This window comes from Halobacillus sp. Cin3 (assembly GCF_947311855.1).
GTDB lineage: Bacteria > Bacillota > Bacilli > Bacillales > Halobacillaceae > Halobacillus > Halobacillus kuroshimensis.
Map to the genome: position 1 here is coordinate 618,423 of NZ_CAMZMV010000001.1, position 14,865 is coordinate 633,287.

Here is a 14,865-nt window from a genome sequence, read left to right on the forward strand (position 1 = left end):
GATGGCTTTGAACAAGCAGACACTGACAGGAAAACAAAAAGCAGCCGTCCTCCTCATATCTCTGGGACCCGACGTTGCTGCACAGGTATATAAACATTTGACAGAAGAAGAGATTGAACAGCTCACTTTGGAGATTTCTTCTGTTCAAAAAGTAGAAGCTGACAAGAAAGAAGACATTCTTGATCAGTTCCATCAAATTGCTTTAGCCCAGGACTACATTTCCCAGGGAGGCATCGGATATGCCAAAACGATCCTGGAAAAGGCACTGGGCGTGGAAGAAGCGTCAAATATCATCGGTCGTCTGACCTCTTCTCTTCAGGTGAAACCGTTCGATTTTGCCAGAAGGGCTGATCCCGGACAAATTTTAAATTTCATTCAAAATGAACATCCCCAGACAATCGCTCTCGTACTATCCTACCTGGATGCCGAGCAGGCTGGACAAGTCTTATCAGAACTTCCACAGCAGCAGCAGGGCGATGTGGCCAGAAGAATTGCCGTGATGGATTCGACGTCTCCTGAAATCATCAGTCAGGTGGAGCAGATTCTTGAAAAGAAATTATCGGCCACTGTCACTAACGATTACACGGAAACGGGCGGTATTCAGGCAGTTGTCGAAGTATTGAACGGGGTTGACCGCAGTACAGAGCGTACCATTTTAGATTCCCTGGAAACACAGGATCCAAACCTGGCAGAGGAAATTAAAAAGAGAATGTTTGTGTTTGAAGATATCGTCGCCCTCGATAACCGGGCTGTCCAGCGTGTGGTCAGAGATGTTGATCAGGATGATCTGCGTCTTGCGCTTAAGGTGTCCAGTGAAGAAGTGAAAGAAGTTGTCTTCAATAATATGTCCGACCGCATGGCCCAGACCTTTAAGGAAGAAATGGAATTTATGGGTCCTGTGCGCCTGCGTGATGTGGAAGAAGCTCAAACAAGAGTGGTTTCCACTATTCGACATTTAGAAGACATTGGCGAGATCATTATCGCCAGAGGCGGGGGAGATGACATCATTGTCTAACTATCCCCGGGATACCGGCAGGGTTATTCAAATCAAGAAAGTAAATCCGGCCCCGCATCCTTCTGAAGAGGAATACAGCTCAGAGAATCTGGAGAACCACAAGCATTCCCTCCAACAGGAGATCCATCATCTTCAGACTAGAAAGCAGGAGATGATCCAACAGACGACTGCCGAAATTGAAGCAATGAAACAGACCTGGGAGGAAGAAAGAAAAGTCATTGAAAATGAAGCCTTCCGGAAAGGCTTTGAAGAAGGAACATCTAAAGGGAAGGAGGAAGGCAGACAGGTGTATGAAAGCCGGATCGAACAAGCGAATCTTGTCGTTGAAAAAGCCGGGCTCCTTCAAAAAGAAAAGGTGAAGGAAAGTGAACGTATGATTCTGGACCTTGCCTTGACGTGTGCGGAGAAAATCGTGAAAAAACAACTGGTGGAACAACCGGAAGCGTTCCTTCCCTTGGTCAGTGCAGCCATTGAAGAAGTGCAGGCGCAGCCAGAAGTGACCATTTATGTTCACCCGGATCAGTTCGGTCTTTTACAGGAGCAGAGGGAAGAGCTTCATGAAGCGGTCCGTCACAATACAGACCTTTCCATCTACGTTGAGGCAGAACTGCCTCCTTTAACATGCAGAGTCGAATCCCCATTTGGAATTATCGATGCAGGAATTGATACACAGCTGACAGAACTTCGTAAAGCCGTCTTGAAAGCTGCAGAAAGGGCGGCTGCAGATGAATGAAGCTTTTTTTGAATCTGTGATCCGCCAGGCAGATACGTATAAGCGCTACGGGAAAATTCACCGCGTTGTCGGTCTGATGATTGAGTCCAAAGGTCCGGAAGCTTCGATTGGAGAAGTGTGTACCATTCATTCGCCGATAAATGGACAGGTAACTATCCAGGCGGAAGTGGTCGGCTTCCATGATGAAAACATTCTGCTTATGCCTTATCAGGAAGTGACTCATATCAGCCCTGGAAGTCTGGTGGAAGCTACTGGATCCCCTTTGAACATTCATGTGGGCAGAGGCCTGATCGGGAGTGTGCTGGATGCTTCCGGACAGCCGCTGGACGGGAGCCGGCTGCCCAAGGGGTTGAAGGAATATCCGACGATTCAGGACCCCCCGAACCCTTTATCAAGGCCGCCGGTAAGAGAGCCGATACAAGTCGGTGTCCGTGCGGTTGATTCCCTGTTGAGTGTCGGCAAAGGGCAGCGCGTAGGGATTTTTGCAGGCAGTGGTGTTGGAAAAAGTACGTTGATGGGCATGATTGCCCGAAACAGCTCGGCGGATTTGAATGTGATCGCCTTAATTGGAGAGAGGGGCCGGGAAGTCCGGGAATTTATCGAACATGATCTTGGAGAAGAAGGGCTGAGGCGGTCCATTGTTGTTGTGGCAACTTCAGATCAGCCGGCTTTAATGAGAGTGAAAGGGGCCTATACGGCGACAGCCATCAGTGAGTATTTCCGTGACCTTGGCTATAACGTCAACCTTATGATGGATTCCGTCACAAGGTTTGCAATGGCCCAGCGTGAAATCGGTCTGGCCACTGGCGAACCTCCGACTACGAAAGGATACACGCCGTCTGTCTTCGCTCTCCTTCCAAAGCTTTTGGAACGTACAGGGGCTTCCAACAGGGGAACGATTACAGCCTTCTATACCGTTCTTGTAGATGGGGATGACTTAAACGAACCGATCGCTGACACAGTCCGCGGTATTCTGGACGGCCATTTTGTTCTTGATCGTAAACTGGCTGAGCAGGGAAGGTTTCCTGCAGTCAATATCCTGAAATCCATCAGCCGCGTGATGAAGCAGATTGTCACAGAGGATCATGCCCATGCAGCATCCCAGCTCCGTGCTCATCTGGCGACGTATGAAGAGAACAGAGAATTGATTCAAATTGGCGCTTATAAAAAAGGGTCCAGCCGGGACATTGATGAATCGATTTCCTACTATCCGCATCTGGTGAAGTTTTTAAAGCAGGATGTATATGAACCGGCAAGCTATGAAGGTTCGGTGGAAGATTTGAAAGGGTTATTTGAATAGGGGGATTTGTAAATGACGGCCGTTGTTCAAACCTATCAAAAGATTAAGGACTTGAGAGATAAAGACAAGCATGAAAAGCAGAAAGAGTACCAAAAAACAGTGGAAACCTTTGAAAAACGGGCCGGCGAGCTGTATGAAAGGCTCAGGGAAAAAGAGACGGCAGTTGAACAGTTCAACGATTCCTTATCACGGGGGACTCTCCAGGCCGCCGCTTTTGTTCAACACCGGCAGTATATTGAACATTTAGAAGCCATCGTTGATGATCTGCAGCCGTCCGTCCAACAGGCCCGTATGAAAATGGAGCACGCTCAAACTGTTCTCACAGATGCTTACATCGAAGTGAAAAAGTATGAAAAATTAATAGAAATGAAGGAAGAAGAAGAAGTGCAGTGGATGAAACACGAAGAAAATGCACGCATGGATGAACTGTCCATGAATCAATACTTAAATTTCTTAAACAGGTGATGGTATGGCTGGAAAAATAAAAAACAACCCAACAAAAGAGCGTTCCTTAGGTAAAATCATGCTCGCTGTCTTCATTCCTTTTATCTTTCTTGGTGTTCTCGCATGGGTAGCACTGACACTGTCAGGGATGAACGTTTCCAAACAGGTTGGAAAAGCTGCGTCTGCCATTCCGGGACTCTCAACAATCACTTCTTCCAATGAAGCAGAATCTACCGGGGATACCAGTGACCGTCTGGAGGCAGCACTGGCAAACAAAGAAGCTGAAATCAGCCAATTGAAACAGGAGGCTTCAGATAAAGAATCATTGATGGAAGAGAAGGATAGACAAATCCTTCAGCTTCAAGCCGATTTGGAAGAAGCTTCCCAGCCGTCAGTGCAGGAAGAGGAGGCTGAAGACTCCGTGAAGGATCTGGCCTTGTCATTCCGTGAGATGGACGCAGAAGATGCAGCACCCATTTTACAGGAAATGAATCAGGATAAAGCTGTACTCGTTCTAAAAGAGATTACGAATAAAGAACGTGGAACGATTTTAGGCGCTATGGAATCGGCAGCCGCAGCCGAGATTGCCGTACGTTTAATGGATGAATAAACGGCACATTTGAAAAGGGGGTGAAGAAGATAACGACGCTATTTTCATTAGTTCCAAGGTCGGTACCCACGCAGTCACTCACGAGCCCTTCTCCTAAGACTGATGGGCTTACATTCAAACAAGCGCTTCAGGCTGTAAAAATGTCTGAGATTGGTACAACTTTACCGGCGGATACCAACGAAAACGAAGTCCTGGAAGAGCTGACGAATCAAATGCAGCAGTTGATCAATGAAGTTGGGCAGCAGGTAAAGTCCTTGTCCCCAAAAGCTGTCTCTGAAAACGACGGATGGGATATACATAATCAATGGGCCCGTATTCAGGGAGAATTCCAGAAGTTTCTCTTGATGCATTCCGGAAAATCATCGAGTATCAAGGCTGATCTGCAGACGGAAATAAAGCCGGTGCAGGGTGTGCCGTCCGAGGTTGCTGACCAACATCCCCCTGTGAAAAATAGGGGGCCTGGTGAGGAACAATCACTGGAAGTGTTAAGGAAATTAGTTTCCGTTGGTACGTCCTCTGTAAGGCAGTCGGAAGAACAGAAGACGGGAAGTCCTCCGGTCGTGGACAAGGATCATGATTTGAACTTATTTTTGACATCGTTTATACCGAAAACATCCGGGTCACGATTATCATCCCCTCCCGATTCGGTGACGGAAGGGATGCCGGCAGGTTTGAACAGACTATCTCAACTAAAGGAACAAGGGGATATTCCCTTGTCATTTGATTTTCAAGAAAATTCCTCGATAAAAAATGAAGAAACAGTTCGGATGCTTGAGAAGGTTAGAGCAGAAGGAAATGTCCGTGAACAGGAACGTCCACTTTTTGTAACAAAAGAAGCCGTCGAGACTTTCGTTTCTCAACTGGAAGATTTATTGGAATCATTGAATTCAATAGCTGGTGCAGATGGAGAGCAGGCAGCGATGACAGATCTCGAAGATCAGCTGCACGCAATTGGGAATACGCAGTCCCTGTTCATCACTCGGGAAACAAAGGGTGATCATTCCCAAACGGCTCTCCAAGATGAAGCGGTAAGTGCAACCACCGCCCTTTCAAATGGATGGAGAGATTTTCATCAATCACTCCTGCATCTGGCTTCTCGCAGGGAGGGCATTGAAGCCATTGATTCTATCACCAGGGAGTTTGCTCCTATAGCGGCAGCTTTGCAAAACATGCATCCGGATGATGCAGCGGTTGAAATGGCTTCTCTTTTTCGGGAAAGCCACCCAAAAGTGAAGGATATGCTTACAGCCCTGCTCAGAGGGGGGCAGGTCATTGATGCATCTGCCAGTGTAGAAAAAGGAGACGTTCTGCCTCAGAGTGTTCTCAATCGTGTGCCTGCAGGGGCAGCTCTGGACGTCGAACCATCGCTGATGTCCTTTTCAAAACAGTTCAGGAGTTTGGTTGAGGCCGTCAGGAATGGTGAGCAGGCAGGGTCAGATTTAAAAAAAATACTGATTCCGCTGACAAAATCCGTTCATCAGGCTTCCATGGATTCTGGGAAACAGGACGTCATCGACCGGCTGTTCCGTGATGCCCCGGTCGAGAAACAAGTTTTTCTACAGCTTGCTGCACGCCTGGAGCAGCATCAGAAGCTCCCTCAAACCTATCAGCAGCAACACCCTTTGACGGGAAGAGAGATGGGCAGGTGGGTCCAGGAAACATTAAAAAACACAGCCGGTGCGGATGAAGCCTATACACCATCCTGGACGGGGACTTCTGGAGCGATGTCTAAAGTCGAACAATTTGTCCTCCATGTGAATCAAACGGGAAGTGATCAGACCCGTCCTGCTGGTTTTCTGCAGGAACTGGAGCGGATGGTCCATAACAGCCGCTTGTTGACACATTCATCAGGGATGAAGGAAATGCAGATCCAATTGAAACCAGGGAGCCTGGGAAACATGATGGTACAGGTGACCCAGCAGAATGGTGAGATGATTGTCAAACTAATGGTGCAGACCCAGGCAGCAAAGGAACTCCTTGAAGGGAACCTTCATCACTTGAGGCCTATGTTCTCACCCCAGCAGGTAGTGGTTGAAAAAAATGACGCCTTGGCATTCACACAGCACCATTCCAGCGCGCAGACTGCTGATGAACATGGATCGTCTGATGAGTCACGCGGGGAGAAAGAAGACAGGCAGCATGTGAATGAAGAAGAGGAAGGGGAGGATGGCGCTTCCTTTGAAGATATATTAATGAATGAGAAAGTGTAGGTGGTTCCGTGACTTCGATTGATCCGTCCTTTTATTTGAAAAATCAGCAGCCCCATACATCCGGAAGCAACATCCTTGAAAAGGATGATTTTCTGAAAATCCTGATGACTCAAATTCAAAATCAAAACCCGCTTGATCCTATGAAAGATCAAGAGTTTGTTTCTCAAATGACGCAGTTCTCAAGTCTGGAACAGATGACGAATATGTCGACAGCTTTTCAGTCCTTCACAGAGCAGCAGAACATGTCTTCCTTGATTACCTACAGTCATTTAATCGGAAAGGAAGTTACGTATTCTTCCAAGGATCAGGGAGGTTTGAAGACAGATGTCGTTGCTGCTGTTAACCAAAAAGAAGATGGCACATATGTTGAACTGCAGTCCGGCAGTCTTGTATCAGTACAGGATTTGACAAAGGTGAGTCAAGAGAGCGGATCAGGAAAGCAGGAAACCTGATGGACCCGCGCATCCATGCTGTCCAGCCCCCTTTAATGGGAAGGCAGACCAGCATAAGAACAGAGAAAGAAACGTCCGCTTCATTTAAGAACGCCCTGGAGGAAGCAGCAGGGTTGAAAATCAGCAAACATGCGGAGCAGCGCCTGAAAACAAGAAACATTTCCATTGCGCCGTCTTCCTGGGAACAGATCTCTGCAAAAATGCAGGAAGCTGAAACCAAGGGCGTGACCGATTCTCTTGTATTGACAAATGAAGCAGCGCTGATCGTCAGTACGAAGAATCGAACCGTCGTAACCGCGATGAACCGGGAGGAAACGCAGTCGCAAATCTTTACGAATATCAATGGCACCATTTTTATCAATGAATAGGCTGGACCCGTATGAAGGGAAGCCGCAGCTGGGGCGGAAGGACAGAAGCACCGGCATTAAAACCCGAAAGGAATGTTGACTACATGCTACGTTCACTATATTCAGGAGTTTCTGGAATGAAAGGTTTTCAAACAAAATTAGATACGATCGGCAACAATATTGCCAACGTGAACACATACGGCTTCAAACAGGGACGCGTAACTTTTCAGGATATGATGAGTCAGACGATGTCCAATGCCCAAGGTCCGATTGCAAATGATAATGGTGGCAATGTGACAGGGGGACTGAATGCAACCCAGGTCGGTCTTGGGACACAAATCGGCTCCATCGATACCATCCATACACAGGGGAATCGTCAGTCCACCGGTCGTCCACTTGATCTTGCGCTTGAAGGAGACGGCATGTTTGTGCTTGCGGAAGCGGGAACGGCTGGCGTTAACGTTGGTGGAGGAAACACAGATCTTTCACAACTGCAGATCAGTTTCACGAGAGCAGGGAACTTTTACTTGGATGATGATGGCTCACTCGTCAATAACAGTGGGAAGTATGTCATTGGTAACGATGGTGCGATTACTATTCCTGATGATGCACAGAGCTTCAGTGTCCAGACGGATGGAACCGTCAACTACATTGATGCAAATAATAACGTTCAGCAGGCGGGTCAAATTATGCTTGCCAAATTTTCCAATCCCGGCGGTCTTGAGAAAGTCGGCGGAAATGAATATCGTGCAACGCCCAACTCTGGTTTTATAAGCAGTAATGCAAATGACGATGAATTGAATGACGTGTCTGATCTATCCGTTGCCGGTCAGAATGGAACAGGCGGCATGATTGCAGGGGCGCTTGAAATGTCCAATGTCGACCTCGCCGATCAGTTCACCGAAATGATTACATCCCAGCGTGGATTCCAGGCCAATACGAAAATCATCACCACTTCTGATGAGATTCTGCAGGAACTAGTCAATCTGAAGCGATAAGGAGAGACGGAGGGTGCCGACCCTCCTCCTTTCTATGATTACATTGACAAAGTTAAACGGACAATCTTTCACCTATAATGCGATTTACATAGAACAGGTCCAGTCTAATCCGGATACGACCATCACCACTGCCCGCGGTCGTACATTTCTCGTGTTGGAATCAGAGGAAGAAGTGGCTCTGAAGGTAACGGACTATTTTCGCAGCATAGGCCTGATCCAGGCTGCAGATAAGGCAGGTGAGTAAAAAGATGAACATTTTCAAAGGAATGATCATCACGTTAAGTACCTTAACGATTCTCGGTGTTGTTGCGCTTGTTTTCGTCCTGAACGTCAATGGCGGAGAAGAAGCATCCGGAGAACGCAGCATTGATGATATCCGGGAGGCCTCATTTGTAACAGAGGAGATCACCACGGACTTGAAAGATGGAAGCTATGTGAGGATCAGCTTTCAAGTCGTCACAGACAGCACAGCTACGAAAAAGGAACTGGAAAAGAGAGATTTCCAAATCAGCAATACATTGATTAAGGAATTATCTGTGATGAAGTCGGAAAGCTTTCAATCTGGAATTTCTGATTTAGAGGAAAAGATGAAATTAAAGATGAACGAGCTTCTTACAGAAGGTAAAGTCACGGACGTTTATACCGTAAACAAAGTCCTTCAATAATCGAAGGAAGGGGGAGAAAATTTGGCGGAAGAGGTTCTCTCACAAAATGAAATAGATTCCCTTCTATCTGCACTGTCTTCAGGAGAGATGGACGCCGAGGAATTAAAGAAAGAAGAAAAAGAAAAGAAAGTCAGAGTGTATGATTTTAAGCGGGCCTTGAGATTTTCCAAGGATCAGGTCCGAAGCCTGTCTAGAATTCACGAGAATTTCTCCAGGCTGCTGACAACTTACTTTTCTGCGCAGTTACGCACGTATGTAGATATACAGGTAGCGTCGGTGGACCAGCTTCCTTATGAGGAATTTATCCGGTCGATCCCAGCCATGACCATTTTAAATATTTTCAGCGTCCCTCCACTGGAAGGGCGTATTCTGCTCGAAGCCAACCCGAACGTCGCTTACGCCATGCTGGACCGCGTTCTTGGAGGCCGTGGGAGCAGTGTGAACAAGGTGGATAATTTGACCGAGATTGAAACGACGATTATGTCCCACCTGTTTGAACGAGCGCTTGAAAATTATCAGGAGGCATGGGGATCGATTGTGGACATCGATCCTATGCTTGAGGATTTCGAGGTAAACCCTCAATTCCTTCAGATGGTTTCTCCCAATGAGACCGTCATCGTTGTTTCATTGAACACGACGATCGGAGAAACGAGCGGCATGATCAACGTCTGTATTCCACACGTTGTATTAGAGCCGATCATTCCGAAGCTTTCCGTCCATTACTGGATGCAGAAAGAGCAGTCCAAAGAAAGAAATCCGGAAGACTTTGAAGCGATCAGCCGGACGATCCAGGGAGCAGAGCTTAATGTCCTTGCCGTTCTCGGAGAGGCGGATATGAGTATTGAGCAGTTTTTGAACCTTGATGAAAATGATGTCATCCGACTTGATCAATCCATCGAACATCCGATGATTATGAAAGTGGATGATGAACCGAAATTTTACATTCAGCCTGGACAGGTGAAAAGTAAGATGGCTGTTCAAATATTAGACGAATTTACAAAAGGAGGCGGGGAAGATGAGTGATGACATGTTATCCCAGGACGAAATTGATGCGTTATTGAATGGCGGGGGTGACACAGGCAGCAATAAAGATTCAGATCTGTCTCCCAAAGAGTCGCATCTGGCCATTCTTGAGGAAGATGCGCTCGGCGAGATCGGAAATATATCGTTTGGAAGCTCCGCAACTGCGCTGTCTTCTCTGCTCAATCAAAAAGTAGAGATCACTACGCCGGAGATCGCTGTTGTGTACCGGAAGGATCTGGCGGACGAATTTCCCAAACCCCATGTCGCCGTCGGAGTGACTTATACAGACGGATTCACAGGGGAAAATGTGTTTGTTATGAAGACGAAGGATGCAGCCATCATCGCTGATTTGATGCTCGGGGGGGATGGTCTGAACCCGGACGAAAACTTGAATGAAATCGCATTAAGTGCCGTTCAGGAAGCTATGAATCAGATGATGGGGTCCGCAGCTACGAGTATGTCCACCATCTTTAATAAGAAAGTGGATATTTCTCCACCGTCGATCAATGTGCTGGACTTGGAGGATCAATCCGGGGAGGATATGATCCCTGAGGAGGAAACGTTAGTCAATGTAGCCTTTCAACTCAAAATTGGAACATTGATCGACTCGAAAATCATGCAGTTGATTCCACTGAATTTTGCTAAAGACCTGGTAGAGCAGCTTCTCGATCCGGAAGGCTCTCAAACAAGTGAACCTAACATTTCAGATGAAAAACAAGTGTTGGAACAAAACGGGCCTTCTTCACCTGAAGAACCGCAGTCGTCTTCAGGTACTTCACCGGATCGTGAAGTTACAGAATTTGAAGAGCATCCGGCTGATCCGCAGTATGTGGGGGGGCCTGCAGGCCGCAGTGCTCAGGATGCAGATGTGCAGCATGCACAGTTCCAACAGTTCGAGCAGTCTCCATCAATGACAGGAACCGCTCATAAAAACCTTGATATGCTGATGGACATCCCGTTAAAAGTCACGGTGGAACTGGGAAGGACGAAACGGACGGTGAAGGACATTCTTGAATTGTCTGCAGGGTCTGTTGTGGAACTGGATAAACTCGCCGGTGAGCCTGTCGACATTCATGTGAATGAAAAGTTGATGGCTAAAGGGGAAGTCGTCGTCATCGATGAAAATTTCGGTGTGCGGGTGACTGATATTTTAAGTCCAAAGGACCGACTGACAAAATTACGTTAATACAGGAACGATATGACAGGAGGAAGAGAAATGGGAGAAAGAATACTAATTGTAGATGATGCAGCGTTCATGCGTATGATGGTGAAGGACATTTTAACAAAAAACGGCTATGAAATTGCCGGCGAAGCGGAAGATGGACAGAAAGCAGTGGAGCTTTACAAAGAGGAAAAACCGGATCTTGTCACGATGGATATCACCATGCCGGAAATGGATGGGATTACGGCGTTGAAGGAAATTAAGGCGGTTAATCCAGACGCAAAAGTCATCATGTGTTCAGCTATGGGGCAGCAGGCGATGGTCGTGGACGCAATCCAGGCTGGCGCCAAGGACTTTATTGTGAAGCCTTTCCAGGCGGACCGTGTGATTGAAGCGATTCAGAAAGCGTTAAGCTGAAGCGGGGAATATGATGTTTTCTGCACCAAGAGTATCAGCAATGTTGATGTTTACGGTCCTCCTGCTGACGGTTTTTCCTTTGCAAACGATGGCCCAGCCCTCTGTGAACGAATGTTTATCCAATCCGGAACTGGAGGGCTGCCCTGGTGCAGATGCGGATATGGATCCATCTGAGCCGGCCGCTGGAACAGCACAGGATCAGCCTTCGCTTCTGTGGAACTTCATGAAGCTCGGACTGGCCCTGGTTTTTGTTGTGGCCTTGATTTATGGATTGCTGAAATTGTTCAACCGTAAAAACCAGTGGGTGAACCAATCAAGAACTATGGAGAACCTGGGGGGGATGAGTCTCGGTCCTAATCGTTCCATACAGGCTGTAAGAGTAGGGGAGCAGGTGTTTTTATTAGGTGTAGGAGATACGGTGGAGTTGATCACTGAAATTACGGATCAGGATACGAAGGCTTCTTTTCAGAAAAAGGACCAGGGCCCTTCCATTCCAACAGCTTCCGTGCAGAACCTGCTGCGTAAACTCCCCGGTCATCAAGAGTCAAAAAAAGATACCTCGACGTTTCAATTCCAACAGCTTTTTGAAACCCAGCTGAACGATATGAAACAGAAACAGAAAAAAGCAGTGGAGAGAACGAAAGGGGGACAGGATCATGAATGAATTTGTAGATATCTTTACAAGCTCAGATCCTGAAAACATCGCTACCTCTGTCAAACTGCTGCTGTTGTTGACGGTTTTATCACTGGCCCCCGGTCTGTTGATCTTAATGACCAGTTTTACAAGGATTCTTATCGTTTTGTCCTTTGTCCGGACATCGCTGGCTACTCAGCAGATGCCTCCCAACCAGGTGTTGATAGGAATCGCTCTGTTTCTGACGTTCTTTATCATGGCTCCTACGTTTGAGGAAGTCAACGAGCAGGCATTAACCCCGTTGTTTAATGAGGAAATCACATTAGATGAAGCGTATGACGAAGCGAGTGCTCCGATGAAGGAGTTCATGGGCAAACACACAAGGCAGAAGGATCTGGCCTTATTTATGAATTATTCCGGTCTGGAAGCTCCTTCTTCTATCCAGGAAGTGCCGCTGAATACACTGGTGCCTGCTTTTGCCATCAGTGAACTGAAAACCGCTTTTCAAATGGGTTTCATGATTTTTGTACCATTTTTAGTCATTGATATGGCTGTCGCCAGCGTGTTGATGTCGATGGGAATGATGATGCTTCCACCTGTCATGATTTCCCTGCCGTTTAAGATTCTGCTGTTTGTCCTCGTGGACGGCTGGTTCTTAATAACGAAATCCTTGCTGGAAGGCTTTTAAGGAGGAACCACGATGAATAGCAATATGGTTATCTCATTTGCCAAGGAAGGAATTTATACGGTTCTGCTGATTTCAGGGCCCCTCTTGATTCTTGCATTAGCCGTAGGGCTGGTTGTGAGTATATTCCAGGCTACAACGCAGATTCAGGAACAGACGCTTGCCTTTATCCCGAAAATCGTCGCCGTTTTAATTGGACTGATCGTCTTTGGGCCTTGGATGCTTACCAATATGGTTGAATACACAGCGGAAATCTTTAATAACTTGAATATGCTGGTGGGCTGACTATGATCGAATCGATTTCGCTCGTGAATCTGCCGGCATTTCTGCTGGTCTTCGTCCGGGTGGCCGCTTTTTTTGCATCCCTGCCTTTGTTTTCTTATCGGACAGTACCGGTCACTCATAAAGTAGGGTTCAGCTTTTTTTTAGCCGCCTTGATGGTTTTCACCCTTCCTGTTCCTGAAATGACGGTGGACGGGACCTATTTTCTTCTGCTTTTAAAAGAGGCAGCCGTGGGACTTGGGGTCGGTCTTTTGGCTTACATTATTCTGGGAGCCATACAAATCGCCGGAGGGTTCATCGATTTTCAAATGGGCTTTGCCGTCGCCAATGTGATCGACCCTCAAACAGGAGCTCAAAGTCCTTTGGTGGGCCAGTATATGTATATCATTACATTACTGTTCATTTTAGTCGTCGATGGTCATCATTTGATGATTGATGGAATTTTTTACAGCTATCAATTCATCGGCCTTGATCAATTTCTTCCTATGAAAGAAGAAGGATGGATCATGTTTGTCATCCAGTCGTTCAATAAGATGTTTATGATTGCTTTTTTAATGGCAGTACCTATCGTTGGGTGTCTGTTCCTTGTTGACATCGCCCTTGGAATCGTCGCCCGGACCGTTCCACAGTTGAACGTGTTTGTTGTGGGGCTGCCTTTGAAAATTTTTGTCGCGCTGTCCGTTCTCGTTATAGCAATGAGTTTTTATGTTTATCTGATTCAAATACTGTTCGAAACGATGCTTGAAACCATGAGGGGATTTATGGATGTACTTGGAGGCTGATGAACAATGGCATGGATGAAGTTGGATCTGCAATATTTCGCAGCCGATGAAAAGACGGAAAAAGCAACACCAAAAAAGAGGCAGGATACGAGAAAAAAAGGACAGGTACCCAAAAGTCAGGATGTAAACACAGGGGTCCTTCTGTTGTTTATGTTCGGCGGCCTTTTTCTCCTTGGCGGATATATGAGGGACGCGGTATTGAATATGTACCGCCATGCTTTTACTTATTATGTGCATCAGGACTTAACACAGGAGCAGACTCATACCATTTTTGTTGAAATGACGATGGAAACAGCGAAGGTGACGGCCCCGCTCATGGGTATTGCAGTCGTTGCAGGGATCGCTTCCAACCTTCTTCAAGTAGGCGTCATGTTCACAGGGGAGCCTTTGAAGGCGGATTTGAAAAAAATCGATCCGATTAAAGGAGCCAAGCGGATTTTTTCTGCACGAGCCCTTGTGGAATTGTTGAAGTCTCTTCTGAAAATCAGCGTCGTCGGGGTGATCACCTTCTCTATCATTTGGATAAACAAAGATCAGATGATGATGATGTCGCAGAAATCGGTGGAAGATGCCGTGTCTTTCTTCGGGACGATTACTGTCATCATGGGAATCGCTTCAGCTCTGGCCCTGCTGCTCCTATCCGTTCTCGATTATACATACCAGCGTTATGATCACGAGAAGAACATCCGAATGTCCAAAAAAGACATAAAGGATGAGTATAAAAACATAGAGGGTGACCCTCAAATCAAAGCGAAAATCAAAGAAAAGCAGCGCCAGATGTCAGCATCGAGGATGATGAGTGAAGTCCCACAGGCTGATGTCGTCATTACCAACCCGACCCATTACGCTGTTGCGGTGAAGTATGATGACCAGGAATCTGACGCTCCGATCGTCGTAGCTAAGGGTGTGGATTTTCTCGCCCTTAAAATTAAGGATATTGCCAGGGCGCACGACATTGTAACCGTGGAAAACAGACCGCTGGCCAGATCGCTTTATGCCAAATGTGAAATAGACAAGCCGATTGATGAAGAGTTTTTTAAAGCGGTGGCTGAAATACTCGCCTACGTCTACCGGCTGCAGGAAAAGATTTAAGAAAGGAGTGCCCT

General features: G+C 46.8%; 19 protein-coding genes. All 19 read left to right on the forward strand.

The window, feature by feature from the left end; genetic code table 11:
• Position 1 precedes the first annotated feature (1 nt).
• The 19 genes from fliG to flhB all read left to right on the forward strand — a co-directional run bounded on the left by fliG (position 2) and on the right by flhB (position 14,851).
• Positions 2–1,015 carry a flagellar motor switch protein FliG gene (gene fliG / locus QMA39_RS03400; RefSeq protein WP_027954204.1) on the forward strand — a complete coding sequence of 338 codons (1,014 nt, stop codon included), beginning with the start codon at positions 2–4 and terminating at the stop codon, positions 1,013–1,015.
• Positions 1,008–1,748 carry a flagellar assembly protein FliH gene (gene fliH, locus QMA39_RS03405; protein ID WP_281657992.1) on the forward strand — a complete coding sequence of 247 codons (741 nt, stop codon included), beginning with the start codon at positions 1,008–1,010 and terminating at the stop codon, positions 1,746–1,748. The genes fliG and fliH overlap by 8 nt, the downstream gene beginning before the upstream one ends.
• A complete protein-coding gene (fliI, locus tag QMA39_RS03410) occupies positions 1,741–3,048 on the forward strand; it encodes a flagellar protein export ATPase FliI (RefSeq protein WP_027954206.1) in 1,308 nt (435 codons plus the stop codon). Before fliH ends, fliI begins: the two co-directional genes overlap by 8 nt.
• 12 nt (positions 3,049–3,060) lie before the next feature.
• A complete protein-coding gene (fliJ, locus tag QMA39_RS03415) occupies positions 3,061–3,513 on the forward strand; it encodes a flagellar export protein FliJ (protein WP_027954207.1) in 453 nt (150 codons plus the stop codon).
• Between the two features lie 4 nt (positions 3,514–3,517).
• Complete coding sequence (locus tag QMA39_RS03420) at positions 3,518–4,102, forward strand: hypothetical protein (RefSeq protein ID WP_281657993.1); 585 nt, start codon at positions 3,518–3,520, stop codon at positions 4,100–4,102.
• A 140-nt stretch (positions 4,103–4,242) separates the two neighbouring features.
• On the forward strand, positions 4,243–6,312 hold the full coding sequence (locus QMA39_RS03425) for a flagellar hook-length control protein FliK (protein WP_281657994.1): 2,070 nt from the start codon (positions 4,243–4,245) through the stop codon (positions 6,310–6,312).
• An 8-nt stretch (positions 6,313–6,320) separates the two neighbouring features.
• Positions 6,321–6,764 carry a flagellar hook assembly protein FlgD gene (gene flgD, locus QMA39_RS03430; protein ID WP_027954210.1) on the forward strand — a complete coding sequence of 148 codons (444 nt, stop codon included), beginning with the start codon at positions 6,321–6,323 and terminating at the stop codon, positions 6,762–6,764.
• Complete coding sequence (locus QMA39_RS03435; protein ID WP_206932583.1) at positions 6,764–7,132, forward strand: TIGR02530 family flagellar biosynthesis protein; 369 nt, start codon at positions 6,764–6,766, stop codon at positions 7,130–7,132. The genes flgD and QMA39_RS03435 overlap by 1 nt, the downstream gene beginning before the upstream one ends.
• An 83-nt stretch (positions 7,133–7,215) precedes the next feature.
• The gene (gene flgG / locus QMA39_RS03440; RefSeq protein ID WP_206932589.1) at positions 7,216–8,109 is read left to right on the forward strand and encodes a flagellar basal body rod protein FlgG; all 894 of its coding nucleotides are present in this window, start codon (positions 7,216–7,218) and stop codon (positions 8,107–8,109) included.
• 34 nt (positions 8,110–8,143) lie between these two features.
• Entirely contained in the window at positions 8,144–8,353 is a 210-nt protein-coding gene (locus tag QMA39_RS03445; protein ID WP_027954213.1) for a flagellar FlbD family protein, read from the forward strand.
• A gap of 4 nt (positions 8,354–8,357) precedes the next feature.
• Positions 8,358–8,774 carry a flagellar basal body-associated protein FliL gene (fliL, locus tag QMA39_RS03450; RefSeq protein WP_027954214.1) on the forward strand — a complete coding sequence of 139 codons (417 nt, stop codon included), beginning with the start codon at positions 8,358–8,360 and terminating at the stop codon, positions 8,772–8,774.
• A 21-nt stretch (positions 8,775–8,795) separates the two neighbouring features.
• Positions 8,796–9,797, forward strand: coding sequence for a flagellar motor switch protein FliM (fliM, locus tag QMA39_RS03455; RefSeq protein ID WP_027954215.1), 1,002 nt, complete (start codon positions 8,796–8,798; stop codon positions 9,795–9,797).
• The gene (gene fliY, locus QMA39_RS03460; RefSeq protein ID WP_281657995.1) at positions 9,790–10,983 is read left to right on the forward strand and encodes a flagellar motor switch phosphatase FliY; all 1,194 of its coding nucleotides are present in this window, start codon (positions 9,790–9,792) and stop codon (positions 10,981–10,983) included. The genes fliM and fliY overlap by 8 nt, the downstream gene beginning before the upstream one ends.
• 30 nt (positions 10,984–11,013) lie before the next feature.
• Entirely contained in the window at positions 11,014–11,376 is a 363-nt protein-coding gene (locus tag QMA39_RS03465) for a response regulator (RefSeq protein ID WP_027954217.1), read from the forward strand.
• 40 nt (positions 11,377–11,416) lie between these two features.
• Positions 11,417–12,040 (forward strand): flagellar biosynthetic protein FliO, encoded by a 624-nt coding sequence (locus tag QMA39_RS03470; protein ID WP_281657996.1) that lies wholly within the window; start codon positions 11,417–11,419, stop codon positions 12,038–12,040.
• A complete protein-coding gene (gene fliP / locus QMA39_RS03475; RefSeq protein ID WP_281657997.1) occupies positions 12,033–12,698 on the forward strand; it encodes a flagellar type III secretion system pore protein FliP in 666 nt (221 codons plus the stop codon). Before QMA39_RS03470 ends, fliP begins: the two co-directional genes overlap by 8 nt.
• Positions 12,699–12,710: 12 nt before the next feature.
• On the forward strand, positions 12,711–12,980 hold the full coding sequence (gene fliQ / locus QMA39_RS03480) for a flagellar biosynthesis protein FliQ (protein WP_206932599.1): 270 nt from the start codon (positions 12,711–12,713) through the stop codon (positions 12,978–12,980).
• 2 nt (positions 12,981–12,982) lie between these two features.
• Positions 12,983–13,759, forward strand: coding sequence for a flagellar biosynthetic protein FliR (gene fliR, locus QMA39_RS03485; RefSeq protein WP_206932600.1), 777 nt, complete (start codon positions 12,983–12,985; stop codon positions 13,757–13,759).
• A gap of 6 nt (positions 13,760–13,765) precedes the next feature.
• On the forward strand, positions 13,766–14,851 hold the full coding sequence (gene flhB, locus QMA39_RS03490) for a flagellar biosynthesis protein FlhB (protein ID WP_027954222.1): 1,086 nt from the start codon (positions 13,766–13,768) through the stop codon (positions 14,849–14,851).
• Positions 14,852–14,865 lie beyond the last annotated feature (14 nt).

Bases quoted from the DNA above. Each gene is read 5' to 3' on its own strand.
- QMA39_RS03470 (WP_281657996.1), top strand. From the start codon at position 11,417: ATGTTGATGTTTACGGTCCTCCTGCTGACGGTTTTTCCTTTGCAAACG.
- QMA39_RS03465 (WP_027954217.1), top strand. From the start codon at position 11,014: ATGGGAGAAAGAATACTAATTGTAGATGATGCAGCGTTCATGCGTATG.
- fliQ (WP_206932599.1), top strand. From the start codon at position 12,711: ATGAATAGCAATATGGTTATCTCATTTGCCAAGGAAGGAATTTATACG.
- fliR (WP_206932600.1), top strand. From the start codon at position 12,983: ATGATCGAATCGATTTCGCTCGTGAATCTGCCGGCATTTCTGCTGGTC.
- fliL (WP_027954214.1), top strand. From the start codon at position 8,358: ATGAACATTTTCAAAGGAATGATCATCACGTTAAGTACCTTAACGATT.
- QMA39_RS03420 (WP_281657993.1), top strand. From the start codon at position 3,518: ATGGCTGGAAAAATAAAAAACAACCCAACAAAAGAGCGTTCCTTAGGT.
- fliY (WP_281657995.1), top strand. From the start codon at position 9,790: ATGAGTGATGACATGTTATCCCAGGACGAAATTGATGCGTTATTGAAT.
- QMA39_RS03435 (WP_206932583.1), top strand. From the start codon at position 6,764: ATGGACCCGCGCATCCATGCTGTCCAGCCCCCTTTAATGGGAAGGCAG.
- flhB (WP_027954222.1), top strand. From the start codon at position 13,766: ATGGCATGGATGAAGTTGGATCTGCAATATTTCGCAGCCGATGAAAAG.
- QMA39_RS03445 (WP_027954213.1), top strand. From the start codon at position 8,144: ATGATTACATTGACAAAGTTAAACGGACAATCTTTCACCTATAATGCG.
- QMA39_RS03425 (WP_281657994.1), top strand. From the start codon at position 4,243: ATGTCTGAGATTGGTACAACTTTACCGGCGGATACCAACGAAAACGAA.
- fliP (WP_281657997.1), top strand. From the start codon at position 12,033: ATGAATGAATTTGTAGATATCTTTACAAGCTCAGATCCTGAAAACATC.
- flgG (WP_206932589.1), top strand. From the start codon at position 7,216: ATGCTACGTTCACTATATTCAGGAGTTTCTGGAATGAAAGGTTTTCAA.
- fliG (WP_027954204.1), top strand. From the start codon at position 2: ATGGCTTTGAACAAGCAGACACTGACAGGAAAACAAAAAGCAGCCGTC.
- fliI (WP_027954206.1), top strand. From the start codon at position 1,741: ATGAATGAAGCTTTTTTTGAATCTGTGATCCGCCAGGCAGATACGTAT.
- fliJ (WP_027954207.1), top strand. From the start codon at position 3,061: ATGACGGCCGTTGTTCAAACCTATCAAAAGATTAAGGACTTGAGAGAT.